Source organism: Micromonospora sp. NPDC006431, from assembly GCF_042870725.1.
Classification (GTDB): Bacteria; Actinomycetota; Actinomycetes; order Mycobacteriales; family Micromonosporaceae; genus Micromonospora.
On sequence record NZ_JBIAHQ010000004.1, the window covers coordinates 306,865 to 324,742 of the forward strand.

Annotated in this window: 12 protein-coding genes; 8 read left to right on the forward strand and 4 right to left on the reverse strand. The window is 74.1% G+C overall.

All coding sequences use genetic code 11. The features are described 5' to 3' along the window. The first annotated feature begins 117 nt into the window (after positions 1–117). On the forward strand, positions 118–2,532 hold the full coding sequence (locus ACFYM6_RS10530; RefSeq protein ID WP_387274237.1) for a putative bifunctional diguanylate cyclase/phosphodiesterase: 2,415 nt from the start codon (positions 118–120) through the stop codon (positions 2,530–2,532). 83 nt (positions 2,533–2,615) lie between these two features. On the opposite strand, the gene ACFYM6_RS10535 is transcribed toward ACFYM6_RS10530, so the two are convergent. Both ACFYM6_RS10535 and ilvD read right to left on the reverse strand, forming a co-directional pair. Continuing rightward, positions 2,616–3,326: a hypothetical protein gene (locus ACFYM6_RS10535; RefSeq protein ID WP_387274239.1), complete on the reverse strand. Its 711-nt coding sequence runs from the start codon at positions 3,324–3,326 to the stop codon at positions 2,616–2,618. A gap of 89 nt (positions 3,327–3,415) precedes the next feature. Then, positions 3,416–5,263, reverse strand: coding sequence for a dihydroxy-acid dehydratase (gene ilvD / locus ACFYM6_RS10540; protein ID WP_387274241.1), 1,848 nt, complete (start codon positions 5,261–5,263; stop codon positions 3,416–3,418). 111 nt (positions 5,264–5,374) lie between these two features. Here ilvD and ACFYM6_RS10545 point away from each other — a divergent pair, with 111 nt between their 5' ends. The 5 genes from ACFYM6_RS10545 (at position 5,375) to serA (ending at position 13,603) form a co-directional block, all read left to right on the forward strand. Further along, positions 5,375–7,825: a putative bifunctional diguanylate cyclase/phosphodiesterase gene (locus ACFYM6_RS10545; RefSeq protein WP_387274244.1), complete on the forward strand. Its 2,451-nt coding sequence runs from the start codon at positions 5,375–5,377 to the stop codon at positions 7,823–7,825. Positions 7,826–8,006: 181 nt separating this feature from the next. Then, a complete protein-coding gene (locus tag ACFYM6_RS10550) occupies positions 8,007–9,884 on the forward strand; it encodes an acetolactate synthase large subunit (protein ID WP_387274246.1) in 1,878 nt (625 codons plus the stop codon). Positions 9,885–9,961: 77 nt separating this feature from the next. Beyond that, a complete protein-coding gene (gene ilvN, locus ACFYM6_RS10555) occupies positions 9,962–10,477 on the forward strand; it encodes an acetolactate synthase small subunit (RefSeq protein ID WP_073832451.1) in 516 nt (171 codons plus the stop codon). An 89-nt stretch (positions 10,478–10,566) separates the two neighbouring features. Beyond that, positions 10,567–11,580 (forward strand): ketol-acid reductoisomerase, encoded by a 1,014-nt coding sequence (gene ilvC, locus ACFYM6_RS10560; RefSeq protein ID WP_357433840.1) that lies wholly within the window; start codon positions 10,567–10,569, stop codon positions 11,578–11,580. A gap of 424 nt (positions 11,581–12,004) precedes the next feature. Continuing rightward, entirely contained in the window at positions 12,005–13,603 is a 1,599-nt protein-coding gene (gene serA / locus ACFYM6_RS10565; RefSeq protein ID WP_387274249.1) for a phosphoglycerate dehydrogenase, read from the forward strand. A 60-nt stretch (positions 13,604–13,663) separates the two neighbouring features. Here the strand turns inward: serA and ACFYM6_RS10570 are convergent, their stop codons facing one another. After that, positions 13,664–14,020, reverse strand: a complete 357-nt coding sequence (locus tag ACFYM6_RS10570) for a hypothetical protein (protein ID WP_387274251.1) — start codon at positions 14,018–14,020, stop codon at positions 13,664–13,666. Between the two features lie 339 nt (positions 14,021–14,359). Beyond that, positions 14,360–15,235: an FAD:protein FMN transferase gene (locus tag ACFYM6_RS10575; protein ID WP_387274252.1), complete on the reverse strand. Its 876-nt coding sequence runs from the start codon at positions 15,233–15,235 to the stop codon at positions 14,360–14,362. 224 nt (positions 15,236–15,459) lie between these two features. Between ACFYM6_RS10575 and ACFYM6_RS10580 the strand changes: the two genes are divergently transcribed. Beyond that, complete coding sequence (locus tag ACFYM6_RS10580) at positions 15,460–16,491, forward strand: 3-isopropylmalate dehydrogenase (protein WP_387274254.1); 1,032 nt, start codon at positions 15,460–15,462, stop codon at positions 16,489–16,491. 202 nt (positions 16,492–16,693) lie between these two features. Continuing rightward, positions 16,694–17,791 (forward strand): branched-chain amino acid aminotransferase, encoded by a 1,098-nt coding sequence (locus ACFYM6_RS10585; RefSeq protein WP_387274256.1) that lies wholly within the window; start codon positions 16,694–16,696, stop codon positions 17,789–17,791. Positions 17,792–17,878: the final 87 nt, after the last annotated feature.

The following is a 17,878-nucleotide window of genomic DNA, read 5'->3' on the forward strand; positions in this document are numbered from 1 at the left end:
GGCGTGGCCGTGCCGGTTCCCGCCCGGCCTCGGTCATGCCCGTCGCCGCCGCCCACCGTTGACCCCGCCCGTCCGCAGTCGCTCCCGCCCCGTGTCCCCCTCACGAAGGCGTCCGCCGTGCCCGTCACCCACCCCGCCGGTGATCACCGCCGGCCACCGCTCGCCGACCTCGTCGTGACGCTCGCCGGCACGCTGTTCGTCCTCGCCGGGGCCGCCGGCCTCGTCCCGGCCCTGTCCGGCGTGGCGCTCGCCGTCGCGGGCGGCTGGGCGCTGGCCTGCGTGCGGCTGGCCTGGCTGGCCGGCGCCCCGCCCACAGCGGCTGGGCCGGGCCTGCCGCCGGCCCCCGACCCGACCCGCCCCGCCGGACCGGGCCTACCGGGAGCCGACGACCCGACCCGCCGCGCCGAAGGCGATGTGGTCCCGGCCGGCCAGCACGGGCCGAACCCGCCGGCGGCGCCCGACCCGGCCTTCTCCGCCGGGGCGCGGACCGGTCGGCAGGCCCGGCGCGCCGCGCTGACCCGCCGGGTCGCCACCATCCTCGACGCCGCGGTGCTGGCCGCCGGGCTGACCGTCGCCGTGCTGCCACTGACCGACCCGGCGCACCGGCTGCCGGTCGCGTTGGCCGGCCTCGCGGTGGCCGCCCCGCTGTACGCCGTGGCCCTGCTCCGGCTCCCCGGCCGCTCCCGGCTCACCGGGGCCGAGCGGCTCCGGCGGGCCGTCGACGTCCTCGGGATCGGCGTCAGCCTGGTCTTCGCGGGCTGGGTGCTGCTGCCGCCCGGCGAGGTGCCCTCGGTGGCGCGTACCGCGAGCGTCGCCGGCGCGACCGGGCTGGCGGTGCTGCTGGTGGCCGCGCTGGCGGACCGGCGTCGCCACCCGGGCGCGGCGCGCTGCCAAGCCGGTGCGGCGGCCACCCTCGCCGGGCTGGCCCTCCTCGTGGTGCTGCTCGCCTACCGCGCGCCGGACCGCGCCGTCCTGGGCGTCGCGCCCCTGCTGCTGGTCGGCGCGCTGCTCACCGCCAGCGGCGCCCGGCGCAGCGCCGCCGGGGAGCGACCCCGAACCGGCGGGTTCCCGGTCGCCTGGCCGGGGCTGACCGCGCCGGCCGGCATCGCGGCGCTCGCGGCCGGTCATCACCTGTGGACGGTGGGCGAGTTCACCGGCACCGCGGTCGCCCTGGGGCTGGCGGTCATCCCGCCGATGGTGCTCCGGGAACTGCTCGCCGCCGCCGACCAGCGACGGCGCGTCGCCCGGCTGGCCGCCCGCGAGGCGCGACTGCGCGACCTGGTCGGCGACGACCCGCCGGCCGGCCCGGCGTCCACCGTGGCCCCGGTCGACCGGGCCGGGCTGCTGCGCGGGATGGCCCGGCGGACGGGTGGCGCGCTGCTGGTCATCGACCTGCACGCGCCGGACGGCCGGGCCGTGGAGGCGCCGGTGCTGGTCGAGGTCGCCGGCCGGATCCGGGCCGGCTGCGGCAGCAGCGACCTGGTGGCCCGCCTCGCCGATCACGAGTTCGCCGTGCTGACCGACGTCGGGCCGGTGCTCGCGTACGCGCTGGGCACCCGGCTGCTGGCCGCGCTGGCCGCACCCTACCCACGGCCCGCCGGGGCGATCCGGCTCCAGGTCAGCGTCGGGCTGGCCGAGACCACCGGCGGCGACGCGGAGGACGCGCTGCGCCAGGCCGACCTGGCCCGGCGCCGCGCGGTGCAGCTCGGCCGCGACCGGGTCGAGTGGTACGACGCCTACCTCGAGGAGCAGCTGGTCCGCCGGCTGGACCTGGAACGGGAGCTGCCCGGCGCGATCGCCCGGGGCGAGCTGGATCTGGTCTTCCAGCCGGTGCTGGCCCTGGCCGACCGGCACCCGGTGGGCACCGAGGCGCTGCTGCGCTGGCGCAGCCCGGTGCTGGGCACGGTGCTGCCCGACGAGCTGCTGCCCGTCGCGGCGGATCTCGACCTGGTCGGCGAGGTGGGGCGGTGGGTGCTCGACCGGGCCTGCCGGCAGCTCGCCGCCTGGTCCGACGGGGGCCGGGAGCTGTGGATGGCCGTCAACGTCACGCCCCGGGAGCTTGCCGCGCCGGACTTCGTCACCCGCACCGCGACCGCGCTGGCCGCGTACGACGTGCCGCCGGAACGCCTGGTGGTGGAGGTGGCCGAGCCCGCGGTCGGGGCGGAACTGTCCACCGTGGTGGCCCGGCTCGCCGGCCTGCGCTCCCTCGGGGTGCGGACCGCGTTGGACGACTTCCGGGCCGAGCACGCCTCCCTCGCCCAGCTTCGTCGGCTGCCGATCGACCTGCTCAAGGTCGGTCCGCACCTGGTCGGTCCGGCCACCGAGGGGCAGCGCCCGCTGATCGAGGTGGTGGCCAACCTGGGCGACCGGCTGGGCCTGGAGGTGGTGGTCGAAGGGCTGGAGTCCGAGGCGCAGGTGGCCGGGGCCCGCTGCGCCGGTTGCCGCTACGGCCAGGGCTTCGCCCTTGCCCGCCCGGCCACCGCCGAGCGGGTGGAGGCGTGGTTCGAGGAGTTTCCCTCCGCCCCGCGGTGACCCGGCGGCGGCCGCCGGCATCGCGGCCCGGAGGCCGTCTGAGGGGACATGCCGCAGCCGGCCGGGAGGACCGCCGGGCCGCCTCAGCCGGGCAGCGCGCCCAGGCCGGCGAGCAGCTCCCACCGCTCGTCCTCGGTGAGCACCGCGTACGCGGGCGCGTCCCGGCGGTCGGTGTCGGCCTCGATCGCCGCGCGTTCCGGCCCGTCGGGCAGCGCCTTGATCTGCTCGGCGGTCAGCCCGGCGGCCCGCCACGCCGCCCGGTGCGCGTCGGCCCGGTGGTGGCGCAGCGAGCCGAGCCGGGTGGTGAGCAGCAGCGCCGGCGAGGCGTCGTCCGGCTCGTACGGCGGGGTCATGGCGCGGAACGCCGGCCCGCCGGTGGCCAGCCCGTGCGCCAGCACCCGGCCGACCAGCTCGGCGAGCCGGGGCACCGAGGCCAGGCCGGGCAGCATCGGAGGTCCGGAGGACCAGAGCTCCTCGGCGGCCTCGGCGGTTGCCCGCTGCGCGTACAGCGCCAGCTCCCGGCCGCGCTCGGTCAGGTGCCAGGTGCCCTCGGCGTCCACCTTCAGCACGCCCTGGGCCAGCTCGGCGTCCAGGCTGCCGGAGGTGTAGACCAGCCCGTCGGCGAGGGCGTCGGCCGGCATCGGCCGGGCCAGCAACCCGGAGTAGAAGCTGTTCTCCGCGCCGAGGTTCGCGCCCCGCTCCGCGTAGAACGCCTCCATCCGGGCCCGGGCCGCCCAGCGGGCACCCACGTACACCCGGTCGATGACCGGCCGGATCCGTCGCGCGTAGCTCATCGTCGTCTCCACGACGCGCGACCCTATCGGGAACGGCGTTCGGAAGGGGCCCCTGCCATGCCGCAGGCGTTGACCGGGGACCCCTCCTGCTACTCCGGCACCCGGCGGTAGGCGCCGTCGCTGGCCGAGGTGGCCATCGAGGCGTACGCGCGCAGCGCCGCGGACACCGGCCGCTGCCGGTCGGCCGGGGTGTACGGCCGGTCCCGCTTCTCCTCGGCGACCCGGCGGGCCTGGAGCACCTCGTCGGGCACGTTGAGGTGGATCGACCGGGCCGGGATGTCGATGACGATCTCGTCGCCCTCCCGTACCAGCGCGATCAGGCCGCCGGAGGCCGCCTCCGGGGAGACGTGGCCGATGGAGAGGCCGGAGGTGCCGCCGGAGAACCGGCCGTCGGTGAGCAGCGCGCAGGAGCGGCCCAGCCCGCGGCCCTTGAGGAACGAGGTCGGGTAGAGCATCTCCTGCATGCCCGGCCCGCCCTTCGGGCCCTCGTACCGGATCACCACCACGTCCCCGGCGACGACCTCCTTGGCCAGGATCGCCGACACCGCGTCGTCCTGCGATTCGTAGACCTTGGCCGGCCCGCGGAACGTCAGGCACTCCTCGGGCACCCCGGCGGTCTTCACCACGCAGCCGTCCGGCGCCAGGTTGCCGTGCAGGATGGCCAGCCCGCCGTCGGCGCTGTACGCGTGCTCCCGGTCCCGCACGCACCCGCCGGCCGCGTCGGTGTCCAGCGACGACCAGCGGTTGGTGGTGGAGAACGGTTCGGTGGTGCGCACCCCGCCGGGGGCGGCGTGGAACAGCTCGACCGCCTCGGGGGTGGCCGAGCCGCCCCGCACGTCCCAGTCGGCCAGCCACTGCTGCAGGCTGGGGGAGTGCACCGCGTGCACGTCCCGGTGCAGCAGGCCGGCCCGGTCCAGCTCGCCGAGGAGGGCGGGGATGCCGCCGGCCCGGTGCACGTCCTCCATGTGGTACTGCGGCGAGTTCGGCGCGACCTTGGCCAGGCAGGGCACCCGGCGGGAGATGGCGTCGATGTCGGCCACCCCGAAGTCCAGCTCCGCCTCGCGGGCGGCGGCGAGCAGGTGCAGCACCGTGTTGGTCGAGCCGCCCATGGCCACGTCGAGCGCGACGGCGTTCTCGAAGGCCGCCCGGCTGGCGATCGACCGGGGCAGCACCGAGGCGTCGTCCTGGTCGTACCAGCGCTTGGCGATCGCCACCGCGGTGCGGCCGGCCTCGACGAACAGCGACCGGCGCGCGGCGTGGGTCGCCAGGGTCGACCCGTTGCCGGGCAGCGCCAGGCCGATCGCCTCGGTGAGGCAGTTCATCGAGTTGGCGGTGAACATGCCGGAGCAGGAGCCGCAGGTCGGGCAGGCCGAGCGCTCGATCTGGCCGAGCTGGTCCTCGGTGACCGACTCGTTCGACGCGGCGATCATCGCGTCGATCAGGTCGATCTTGGAGTGGACCACGCCCTCGATCGCCACCGTCTTGCCGGCCTCCATCGGCCCGCCGGAAACGAAGACGGTCGGGATGTTGAGCCGCAGCGCGGCCAGCAGCATGCCCGGCGTGATCTTGTCGCAGTTGGAGATGCAGACCAGGGCGTCCGCGCAGTGCGCGTTGACCATGTACTCCACCGCGTCGGCGATCAGCTCCCGGCTGGGCAGCGAGTAGAGCATGCCGCCGTGGCCCATGGCGATGCCGTCGTCCACGGCGATGGTGTTGAACTCCCGGCCCACCCCGCCGGCCTCCGCCACCGCGTCGGCGACCAGGCCGCCGAGGTCCTTGAGGTGTACGTGACCGGGGACGAACTGGGTGAAACTGTTGGCGATGGCGACGATCGGCTTGCCGAAGTCGTCGTCGGTCATCCCGGTGGCCCGCCACAGGGCCCGGGCGCCGGCCATCGTCCGACCGTGGGTGGATGTCCTCGACCGCAGCTCAGGCATGACTACCAGTCTGACACCGCCGCCGCAGCACCCCACGGCCGCGCGCGCCGTGTCCCAACAGATGCACACCCGGTGCCCCACGGGGTGCTCACATCCGGCACAGTTGAGGTCGTGCAGTCGTCCCCGGGGATGGTCACCGTCGCGGTGCTGAGCGGGCTCGCCGCCGCCGCCGGTACCGCGCTGCTCGCCGGGTCGGCCCGCCGCCGGGTCGGGCCCTACCGGCAGGCCCACCTGCTGCTCGCCGCGGCCGCCGGCATCGCTCTGCTCACCCTCCTCGTCGGGGTGGCCGCCGCGCTGGTCGCCACCCCGCACTGGGCCCACGAGCAGGGGCAGCGGACCGGGTGGGCGACCCTGGTGTCGGTGGGCAGCACGCTCAGCGCGCTCACCCTCGGCGCCGCGCTGCTCCGGCTGCCCGGCGCCGCGGCGACCCGGACGGCGACCGCCCGGCTGCTGCTCGACGGCCTGATCATGGCCAGCGCGCTCTGGTTCGTCGGCTGGGTGCTGTTCAGCCCGCCGACCCGGCTGCTCGGCGCGGCCACCCCGATCGCCTGCGTACCCATCGGGCTGGCCACGGTGAGCGCGGCGGTCACCGCCGGGCTGACCCTGATCGTGGTGCTGCGGGCCGCGCCGCCGCGCGGCCGGCTCGCGTTGCTCGGGGCCGGGCTGACCGGGATGACCGGCGGCGGACTGGGCGTCTCCGCCGGGCTCTGTCAGGGCGGTCCGGTGATGGTGCACACCGGCGCCGCGGTGCTGGCCGCGGGCCTGCTGGCCATCGCCCTGGCCGTGCATCGGGTCGACCTGCCCGGGCAGGTGAACGTCGACCTGATCCGCCGCGACGGCGAGTACGCCTTCGTGCCGATGCTCGCGATGGCCGCGTCGGCGATGTACCACCTGGTCCAGGGCGGCCGGTTCGACGCGATGGGCATCGTCGCCGGCAGCGTCGAGGGCTTCGCCCTGGTGGCCCGGCAATATCTCGCGCTCAACGACGTACGTAACTACGCCGACCGGCTGGCCGAGCGGGAGGCCCACTTCCGTGAGCTGGCGCACACCGACCCGCTCACCGGCCTGGCCAACCGGCGTGGCCTGCTGCGGGCGCTGCACCGCTGCGCCGAGACCCGGGTCCCCTGCGTCCTGCTCGGGCTGGACCTGGACGGCTTCAAGAACGTCAACGACATGCGTGGGCACGACGTCGGCGACGCGGTGCTGGCCGAGGTCGGCCGGCGGCTGCGCGGCAACCTGCGCCCGGGCGATCTGGCCGCCCGGCTCGGCGGCGACGAGTTCGCGGTGCTGATGCACGGCGCGAGTGACGCCGGGCCGGTCGCCGAGCGGCTGCTCGGGGTGCTCGGCCGCCCGTACGAGGAGGCGGACGGGCCGGTCTTCCTCTCGGTCAGCATCGGGGTGGCCCGCAGCAGCGGGGAGACCGACGTCGAGTTGCTGCTGCGCAACGCCGACCTGGCGCTGCGCTACGCCAAGCAGCGGGGCAAGAACCGGGTCGAGCGCTACGACGCCACCTACGACCAACTGCTGCGCCGGCGCACCATGCTGGAGCACGAGCTGCGCGGCGCGATCGAGCGCGACGAGCTGCGCCTGGCGTTCCAGCCGGTGGCCTCGCTGCCGTCGGTCCGGCCGGTCGGCGCCGAGGCGCTGCTCCGCTGGCACCACCCCGAACTGGGCAACGTCCGGCCGGACGAGTTCATCCCGCTGGCCGAGGAGTGCGGGATGATCTCGAAGCTGGGCGCCTGGGTGCTGCACCAGGCCTGCTACCAGCTCTCCCGCTGGCTGGCCGACGGGCACGACGTCTGGGTCTCGGTCAACGTCTCGCCCCGCGAGCTGCACGCCCCGGAGTACGTGGTCCAGGTCGCCGACGCGCTGCGCGCCCACCACGTACCGCCGCAGCGGCTGGTGCTGGAGGTCACCGAGCACGCGGTCGCCACCGACCTGGACGAGTTGATCCGCCGGCTGGCCGCGCTGCGGCGCACCGGCGTGCGGATCGCGCTGGACGATTTCGGCGCCGGCTACTCCTCGCTGGGGCAGCTGCGCCGGCTCCCGATCGACATCCTCAAGATCGACCACAGCCTGGTCGCCGAGCACGAGCCGGTCCGTCCGGTCGGCCGGGACGGCCCGGCGTTCGCCCCGATGGTGGACATCGTCATGCGCCTCGGGCACCAGCTCGGCCTGGAGGTGATCGCCGAGGGTGTGACCACCCCCACGGAGTTGGCCGCGGTGGTGGCCGCCGGCTGCCGGTTCGGGCAGGGCGCGCTCTTCGGCTGGGGGGTGCCGGCCGAGCACCTGGAGGCAATGCTGGAGGCGGCCACCTCGCCCGGCGCCCGGCCCACCTCGGTGCCGCCGGCCCCGCCGCCCGCGCCGGTCCGCCCGGCCTCCCCGCTGCTGCCCCGGCTCCGGTCAGATCCACCGGCGTCGGTGCCCGTCCCGCGTCCCCCGAACGAGGGATCTGCGCAGGTCGCACCGGCTGTCGGGGGCGCGTCGGGTGCCGACACGCCGAGGTCCGTTAACCAAAATGTGGGATCAGTTGACTCATCGCGTGAGATGCGTCAGGCTTAGCCACATGTCGTCGAACCGGTCGCTGCGAGTACTTACCTGAGCGCACTCTCCCTGAGCGAGAGTGCGCTGGCCCCGTGCATCTGCACGTGGGCCGTTTTTGTTGCCGTCGGACCATCGCCGGGACGCCCGCGTTCCACCCTGAGAAACGCATCACCCACTCCAGCCGAAGGCTTGAACCGCCATGACAAGACCCACGCCCGAGACCCTCGCCCACTCCGTCCGGCGAGCCCGCCCGGCCACCGAGCCGGCCGCTGCCGCCGACCACGCCACCACCCCCCGCAGCGGGTCCGCCCCGGCCGTACGGCAGCCCGCCTCGGCGCAGGTCTCCGGCGCCGGATCGCTGGTGCGATCACTTGAGGCCCTCGGCGTCGACGTCGTCTTCGGCATTCCGGGCGGCGCGATCCTGCCGGCGTACGACCCGCTCTACGACTCCACCGTCCGGCACATCCTGGTCCGCCACGAGCAGGGCGCCGGCCACGCCGCCACCGGGTACGCCCAGGCGACCGGCAAGGTCGGGGTCTGCATGGCCACCTCCGGCCCGGGCGCGACCAACCTGGTCACCCCGATCGCCGACGCGTACATGGACTCGGTGCCCATGGTGGCGATCACCGGCCAGGTCGCGCGTCCGGCGATCGGCACGGACGCCTTCCAGGAAGCGGACATCCAGGGCATCACCCTGCCGATCACCAAGCACAACTTCCTGGTGCAGACCGCCGACGAGATCCCGCAGGTGCTGGCCGAGGCGTTCCACCTGGCCGCGACCGGCCGGCCGGGCCCGGTCCTGGTGGACATCCCCAAGGACGTCCTCCAGGCGCAGACCACCTTCACCTGGCCGCCCACCCTCGACCTGCCCGGCTACCGACCGACCCTGCACCCGCACGGCAAGCAGATCCGCGAGGCGGCCCGGCTGATGACCACCGCCCGCCGCCCGGTGCTCTACGTCGGCGGCGGCGTGCTCAAGGCCGGCGCCACCGAGGGGCTGCGCCGGCTGGCCGAGCTGACCGGCATCCCGGTGGTCACCACCCTGATGGCGCTCGGCGCGTTCCCCGACTCGCACCGGCAGCACCTGGGCATGCCCGGCATGCACGGCACCGTCGCCGCGGTCTACGGCCTGCAGAAGGCCGACCTGATCGTGGCGCTCGGGGCCCGCTTCGACGACCGGGTCACCGGCCGCCTCGACTCGTTCGCGCCGGACGCCGCCGTGGTGCACGCCGACATCGACCCGGCTGAGATCGGCAAGAACCGGCACGCGGACGTGCCGATCGTCGGCGACGCCCGGCACGTGATCGACGAGCTGATCGCCGCCGTCACCACCGAGCAGGCGGCCCGGCCGGCGGCCGACCTCGGCGACTGGTGGAACCAGCTCGACGACCTGCGCCAGCGGTACCCGCTCGGGTACGAGGAGCCGGCCGACGGCACCCTGTCGCCGCAGTACGTGATCAAGCGGCTGGGCGAGATCGCCGGCCCGGACACTGTCTACGTGGCGGGCGTCGGCCAGCACCAGATGTGGGCCAGCCAGTTCATCTCGTACGAGAAGCCGTACACCTGGCTCAACTCCGGCGGCCTCGGCACCATGGGATACGCCGTCCCGGCGGCGATGGGCGCCAAGGTCGGCAAGCCGGACACCACGGTCTGGGCGGTGGACGGCGACGGCTGCTTCCAGATGACCAACCAGGAGCTGGCCACCTGCGCGCTGGAGGGCATCCCGATCAAGGTCGCTGTGATCAACAACGGCAACCTGGGCATGGTCCGGCAGTGGCAGACCCTGTTCTACGGGGAGCGTTACTCCAACACCGAGCTGGGCACCCACAAGCACCGCATCCCGGATTTCGTCAAGCTCGCCGAGGCGCTCGGCTGCGTCGGCCTGCGCTGCGAGACCGCCGCCGACGTGGACAAGACCATCGAGGCGGCCATGGCGATCAACGACGCCCCGGTGGTCATCGACTTCGTGGTCGGCAAGGACGCCATGGTCTGGCCGATGGTCGCCGCCGGCACCAGCAACGACGAGATCATGTTCGCCCGGGGCGTCCGCCCCGCCTTCGACGAGGACGAACTCTAAATGAGCGAGCGCGAGCGAATCATCAGACGCAGCCCCATGTCGTGTCATGACGCGACCGAGCGGAGCGAGGTCGTGGCATGACCATGCACACGCTGTCCGTGCTCGTGGAGAACAAGCCGGGCGTCCTGGCCCGGGTCTCCGGGCTGTTCTCCCGGCGCGGCTTCAACATCGACAGCCTCGCCGTGGGGGAGACCGAGAACCCGGACGTCTCCCGGATCACCATCGTGGTCAACGCCGAGTCGTCCCCGCTGGAGCAGGTGACCAAGCAGCTCAACAAGCTGGTCAACGTACTCAAGATCGTTGAGCTGGATCCGCAGGTCTCGGTGGCCCGGGAGCTGCTGCTGGTCAAGGTCCGCGCGGACCGCAACGCCCGCGGCCAGGTGCTGGAGACGGTGAACCTGTTCCGGGCGCGGGTGGTCGACGTCGCCCCGGACACGTTGACCATTGAGGCCACCGGCACCCCGGACAAGCTCGACGCGCTGCTGCGCGACCTCGAACCCTTCGGCATCAAGGAGATGGTGCAGTCCGGCACGGTGGCGATCGGGCGCGGCTCGCGCTCCATCACCGCCGGCCCGGCGCTGCGCGCCGCCTGAGACCCGACCGTGCCGGCGCCGCGCGCCGCTGGAACCACCGCACAAGTCCACGACGGGCCGCCGGGCACCGCCGTACGAAAGGGAAGTAAATGAGCGTTGAGGTGTACTACGACGACGACGCCGACCTGGGTCTGATCCAGGGCCGCAAGGTCGCCGTGATCGGGTACGGCAGCCAGGGCCACGCCCACGCGCTGTCGCTGCGCGACTCCGGCGTCGACGTGGTGATCGGCCTGCCCGCCGGTTCGAAGAGCCGGCCGAAGGCCGAGGAGCAGGGCCTGCGGGTGCTCACGCCGGCCGAGGCGGCGGCCGAGGCCGACGTGATCATGATCCTGGCGCCGGACACCGCCCAGCGCGGCCTGTACGCCGAGGCGATCGCGCCCAACCTCGCCCCCGGCAAGGCGCTCTTCTTCGGCCACGGCTTCAACATCCGGTACGGCCTGATCAAGCCGCCGGCCGACGTGGACGTGGCGATGGTCGCCCCGAAGGGCCCGGGTCACCTGGTCCGCCGCCAGTACGTCGACGGCAAGGGCGTGCCCTGCCTGGTCGCCGTCGAGCAGGACGCCAGCGGCACCGCCTTCGGCCTGGCCCTGGCCTACGCGAAGGCGATCGGCGGCACCCGGGCCGGCGCGATCAAGACCACCTTCACGGAGGAGACCGAGACCGACCTGTTCGGCGAGCAGGCGGTGCTCTGCGGCGGCGCCGCGGCGCTGGTGCAGACCGGCTTCGAGGTGCTCACCGAGGCCGGGTACGCCCCGGAGGTGGCCTACTTCGAGTGCCTGCACGAGCTGAAGCTCATCGTCGACCTGATGTACGAGGGCGGCATCGCCCGGATGCGCTACAGCATCTCGGACACCGCCGAGTATGGCGACCTCTCCCGCGGCCCCCGGGTCATCGACTCCCGGGTCAAGGAGGAGATGCGCAAGATCCTCGGCGAGATCCAGTCCGGCGAGTTCGCCCGCGAGTGGGTCGCCGAGGACGAGGCCGGCCGGCCGAACTTCGCCAAGTGGCGGGCCGAGGGCGCGGCGCACCCGATCGAGGAGACCGGGCAGAAGCTGCGCGCCATGATGAGCTGGGTCGACCGGCCCATCACCGAGACCGCCTGACGGCTCCGGCAAGCGGGTGGCCGCGCCCGGCGCTCTCCCCGGCGCCGGACGCGGCCACTGCCGTCATCCCGCCCTCTCCTCGATCGGGACGGCCTCGACGTGGACGGGGGCAGGCGCGGCGCGCCGGCTGTGCGCCGGGCCGTGCCTGCGGAGGCTCACCTGCTGGGACCGGGTGACCAACGCCTCGGCCAGCTGCGGGCCGCTCCTGAGCGGGGCGGCCCGGGCCAGCCGGCGCGGCAGCGCGATACGGATGGCTGTGTGAGGGCGCTCACCCCGTACTCCGGGACATGGTGGCCGGGGTGCACCCTACGATCGCTGATAGGTGCGTAGCCGGCACCGAACGGCCACGGCACGGTTCAGCGCAGGACGCAGCGCGGCGTTCGGGCGTGCCAGGCCGACCGCATACGAGCGTCTACGAGGACCGATGAATCCTGTCGTACTGATCGCCGAAGAACTCGCCCCTGCCGCCATCGAGGTGCTTGCGCACGACTTCGACGTGCGCCACGTCGACGGCACCGACCGTCCGGCCCTGCTGTCCGCGCTCTCCGAGGCCGACGCGGTGATCGTACGCAGCGCCACCCAGATCGACGCCGAGGCGATCGGCGCCGCGCCGCGCCTGAAGGTGGTCGCCCGGGCCGGCGTGGGCCTGGACAACGTCGAGGTGCCGGCCGCCACCGCCCGGGGCGTCATGGTCGTCAACGCGCCCACCTCGAACATCGTCTCCGCCGCCGAGCAGGCCGTCGCGCTGCTGCTCGCCGTGGCGCGCAACACCGCCAGCGCCAGCGCGGCGCTCAAGGCGGGGGAGTGGAAGCGGTCCAAGTACACCGGCGTGGAGATCCAGGGCAAGACCGTGGGCGTGGTCGGCCTCGGCCGCATCGGCGTGCTCTTCGCGCAGCGCATCGCCGCCTTCGGCACCCGGTTGATCGCGTACGACCCGTACATCCAGCCGGCCCGCGCCGCCCAGCTCGGCGTCCGCCTGGTCGGGCTGGAGGAGCTGCTGCGGGAGAGCGACTTCATCTCGATCCACCTGCCCAAGACGCCGGAGACGGTGGGCCTGATCGGCGAGAAGGAACTGGCGATCGTCAAGCCGGGCGTGCGGATCGTCAACGCCGCCCGGGGTGGCCTGGTCGACGAGCAGGCGCTGGCGGACGCGATCGCCGAGGGCCGGGTCGGCGGCGCCGGCATCGACGTGTACGCCAAGGAGCCCTGCACCTCCTCCCCGCTGTTCGCCTTCGACAACGTGGTGGCCACCCCGCACCTGGGCGCCTCCACGCACGAGGCGCAGGACAAGGCCGGCCTGGCCGTGGCCAAGAGCGTCAAGCTGGCGCTCCAGGGCGAGTTCGTGCCGGACGCGGTGAACGTGCAGGCCGGCGGGGTGGTCGCCGAGGACGTCCGGCCGCTGCTGCCGCTGGCCGAGAAGCTGGGCCGGGCCTTCACCGCGGTGGCCGGCGGGGTGGCCGCCAGCGTCACCGTCGAGGTGCGTGGCGAGATCGTCAACCACGACGTGTCGGTGCTCAAGCTCGCCGCCACCAAGGGGCTGTTCAGCTCGGTGGTGGAGGAGCAGGTCACCTACGTCAACGCGCCGCACCTGGCCGCTGAGCGCGGGGTCGAGGTGGCCCTGACCGCGCAGGCCGAGACGATCGACCACCCCAACCTGGTGACCGTACGCGGCGCCCTGCCGGACGGGCGGACGGTCAGCGTCTCGGGCACCCTGACCCAGGCCGGCGCCCGGGACGTCCTCAAGCTGACCGAGGTGGACGGTTTCGACGTCGAGATCGGCGCGGAGGGCATCCTGGTCTTCCTGCGCTACGTCGACCGGCCGGGCGTGGTCGGCACCGTCGGTACCCTGCTCGGCGAGGCCGGCGTCAACATCGCCGCCATGCAGGTCGCCCGTCGGGAGGCCGGTGGCGAGACGCTGATGACGCTCACCGTCGACCAGGCGCTCGGCGCGGACCTGCTCAGCTCGGCCGCCGACTCGATCGGCGCAGTCGCGGCCAGCGCGGCCGACCTGCGCGACGAGTAGTCCACACACGACGAACCCGGGGCCCGGCCGCACGGCCGGGCCCCTCGTCGTACCCGGCGATCAGCGGGTGACGCGGGTGGGCGGCGGGTAGACCGTGCCGTCCTGTACGTCGTAGAGCATCAGGTCGTGCTCGCCGGCCAGCCGCTCGATGTCGAGCAGCACCTGGTCCTCGCAGGTGGGGATGAGGTTCATCTCCACGTGGTTGGCGGCCGCGTGCAGCGGGGCGACCGCCCAGGGCGTGCCCGGGCGGGCCGGGCGGTCGGGATAGGCGGCCGTGATCGCCCGGTAGAAACCGACCACCCTCGGGTCGGGGTGACGCTCGCCGTGCCGTCCTTCGCGGCACCGCTGCACCGCCGCCCGTACGTCGTCGGGCGTGGCTCCGGCCGGCAGGGCCCACACGCTCAGATCGAAACTCACGGCGGACAGCGTGCCATCCCCGGTCCGCGCCGTCACGCCTGCCCCGCCGCGGGCCATTGTGCGCGGGCTGGGATGACGGTCCGCTGTGGAGCCTCTTGCGTCGAGTTACGTCGATTGGCTAGCGTACCTGTGCGGTCACGGACTGAGTTGAGACTCCGGCCCGTCTTCGGGTGGCGCGGTCGGACGCCCGGCCCAATCAGGTCCGCACCCCTCGGTTGCGCGAGCCACGCGCACTCGTCGCTGACCGGCCCCCACGGTCGTTGCCGAGACCGTGGGGGCCGATCGCGGCCCGCGTCCCGGGTGCGAAGGCGGGGCGACGGGTGTCGAGTGTCGACGCGTTCAGCGCCGGTGGTGGGCGAAGAGCGCCCGGTAGTCCGAACCGTTGCGGAACCAGGCCAGCCCGGCCGGCCCGGCGGCGTACAGGGCGGTGGCGTAGGCGTCGGCCACCGTGAGGTCCGGTCCCACCACGGTGGCGGCGACGAGTTGGTCGGTGGGCTCACCGGTGTGCGGGTCCACCACGTGCCCCTGGCGTCCGGACACCCCGGAGGTGCCCACCGCGCCGGCCGTCATCTCCAGCACCAGCGGCCCCCGCTGCGCGTCCGTGGGATGGTGCACGGCCACCCGCCACGGGCCGCCGTGCGCGGCGTGCCCGCGTACGGTGAGGTCTGCGCCGCAGAGCACGGCGTAGTCGTGGACGCCGGCGGCGCGCAACCGGGCCGCGGCGCGTTCCACCGCCCAGCCGTTGAGCAGGCCACCCGGGTCGAAGCCGCCCGGCACCGCCCATGCGTCGAACCACCCGTCGGTCGCCGCCCGCATCGCGGCGCAGCGGTTCACGAGGTCCGCCAGCGGCGGATACGACTCGGGGCTGATCTCGCCTCGCCGCAGCTTCGACACCAGGCTGTCCGGCTGGTTCGGCCCGTATGTGACGTCGATGGCGCGCAGTTCGGCGACCGCGTCCCGCAGCGCCTCGCCGACGCCCCGGTGGCCCAGCCACTCGGGCGCGTTCAAGAGCAGAGAGTATTCGGCGGTGGAGGTGCGGACGGTGTGTCGGACGCTGATCCGGTCGACCGCGGTGCCGCCGGCCCGGTCCAGCCGGTGGCTGCGGGCGCCGAGGCGCAGGTCGGGGCGGTGGCTGCGGAAGGCGGCCTGGTCGATCCACCGGGTCCGGGGTTGCTCGTCGGCCCACCGGGCCGGTCGCTGCTCGTCGATCCGCATCGCATCCGCTCCCTCGCTGACGACGCCGCAGCGCCGCGGCGAAGCCGGTCCCGGGCCCCCGTCCGACCCGGACGTCTCCGACCCTAGGCAGCGGAGATGACTGCACCATGAATGCCACCTGGGAGACTCCTGAGCATCCGGCTTTCCCGGATGTTGGAAGGCGCGTACCGGGAACCGGGACGACGGCGTACCGTTGCCGGGACCGACAAGTTGAGGAGCGTGTGGTGGCACGGATCGCGGTGGTGGCCGGAGACGGGATCGGACCCGAGGTGGTCGCGCAGGCCCGCAAGGTCATCGACGCCGTGCTCCCCGGCGTGACGGCCACCGAGTACGACCTCGGCGCCGCCCGCTACCACCGCACCGGCGAGGTGCTGCCCGACTCGGTCCTCGACGAGCTGGCCGGGCACGACGCGATCCTGCTCGGCGCGGTCGGCGATCCCACCGTGCCGCCGGGCGTGCTGGAGCGTGGCCTGCTGCTCAAGCTCCGCTTCGCCTTCGACCAGTACGTCAACCTGCGCCCGTCGCGGCTCTGGCCGGGCGTGCCCGCTCCGCTGGCCGCCGTCAAGCCGGGCGAGGTCGACCTGGTCGTGGTCCGCGAGGGGACCGAGGGCTTGTATGCCGGCGCCGGCGGTTCGCTGCACCGGGACACCCCGGCCGAGGTGGCCACCGAGGAGAGCCTCAACACCCGGCACGGCGTCGAGCGGGTGATCCGGGACGCCTTCGCCCGGGCCGGCCGCCGGGAGCGCCGCAAGGTCACCCTGGTGCACAAGACCAACGTGCTGACCCACGCCGGCTCGCTGTGGGCGCGCACCTTCGAGGCCGTCGCCGCCGAGCACCCCGACGTGGCCACCGAGTACCAGCACGTCGACGCCGCCGCGATGTTCCTGGTGACCAACCCGCAGCGGTACGACGTGGTGGTCACCGACAACCTGTTCGGCGACATCCTCACCGACATCGCCGCCGCGGTGACCGGCGGCATCGGCCTGGCGGCCAGCGGTTGCATCAACCCGGAGGGGCGCTACCCGTCGATGTTCGAGCCGGTGCACGGCTCCGCGCCGGACATCGCCGGCCGCGGCGTCGCCGACCCGGTCGCCGCGGTGCTCTCGGCCGCGCTGCTGCTCGACCAGCTCGGCCACGCCGACGCCGCCGTGCGGGTCACCGCCGCGGTCGGCGCCGAGCTGGCCAGCCGTACGCCGGGTGCGCCGCTGCGCACCGAGGAGGTCGGCGACCGGCTCGCCGGCTACGCCGTAGCCTGACCAGGGCCGTCCACGGCCCGGCGTCGGGCCGCCAGACCCGTCCCCCGGGCCCGCTCCGCCCGACCATCCCGAGTCGCCGTTCGGTGCGCTCGATGTGGCGGGCGGGAGCTATCCGCTGAACGACCGTTCGGGGTAAGTTTCTGGCACCAATGACGTCGGCCTGCGACAACGCATGCCGTGGACCCGCAGGGAGGTCAGCGCGATGAGCGGTGGTGACAAGCTCGATTTCGAGATCCGTCCGAATCCCGCGCCGGTATCCGCCGCCGACCGGGCCGCCCTGCTGGCGAACCCCGGGTTCGGTCGGGTGTTCACCGACCACATGGTGACGATCCGGTACGCCGACGGGAAGGGCTGGTACGACCCCCGGGTGGAGGCGCGCGCGCCGATCCCGATGGACCCGGCCGCCGCCGTCCTGCACTACGCGCAGGAGATCTTCGAGGGGCTGAAGGCGTACCGGGGCGCGGACGGGTCGGTGACCCTGTTCCGCCCCGAGGCGAACGCCGCCCGCTTCGCCGCCTCCGCCCGGCGGCTGGCGATGCCCGAACTGTCGACGGAGACCTTCGTCGAGTCGCTGCGCCGGCTGGTCGAGATCGACCGGGAGTGGATCCCCGAGGCCGAGGACGGCAGCCTCTACCTGCGGCCGTTCATGTTCGCCAGCGAGGTCTTCCTCGGGGTGCGGCCGGCCAACGAGTACCTCTACGCGGTGATCGCCTCGCCCGCGGGGGCGTACTTCCCGGGCGGGGTCAAGCCGATCACGGTCTGGGTCTCCCCGGACTACACCCGGGCGGCCCCGGGCGGCACTGGCGCGGCCAAGTGCGGCGGCAACTACGCCAGCTCGCTGGTGGCCCAGGCCGAGGCGATCGAGGCGGGCTGCGACCAGGTGGTCTTCCTGGACGCGGTGGAGCGGCGCTTCGTCGACGAGTTGGGCGGCATGAACGTCTTCTTCGTCTACGACGACGACACCCTGGTCACCCCGCCGCTGACCGGCACCATCCTGCCGGGCATCACCCGGGACGCGATCCTCACCCTGGCGGCCGAGTCGGGGCACCGGGTCGAGGAGCGGCCGGTCAGCTTCGCCGACTGGCAGGCGGACGCGGCCAGCGGCCGGCTGCGCGAGGTCTTCGCCTGTGGCACCGCCGCGGTGATCACCCCGATCGGCGGGGTGCGCTTCCCCGACGGCGAGTTCCTCATCGGCGGTGGGGAGTCCGGACGCTCCACGATGGCCCTGCGGCAGCGGCTGGTCGACATCCAGCGCGGCCGCGCCGAGGACCGGCACGGCTGGGTGCAGCGAGTCCTCTGACCTGCCCCTGGATCCGGCACGGCCGGCACCGTCGGAGACGGTGCCGGCCGTACCTCGTCGTGCCCGCCACCGTCGGCCTGCTTCCGG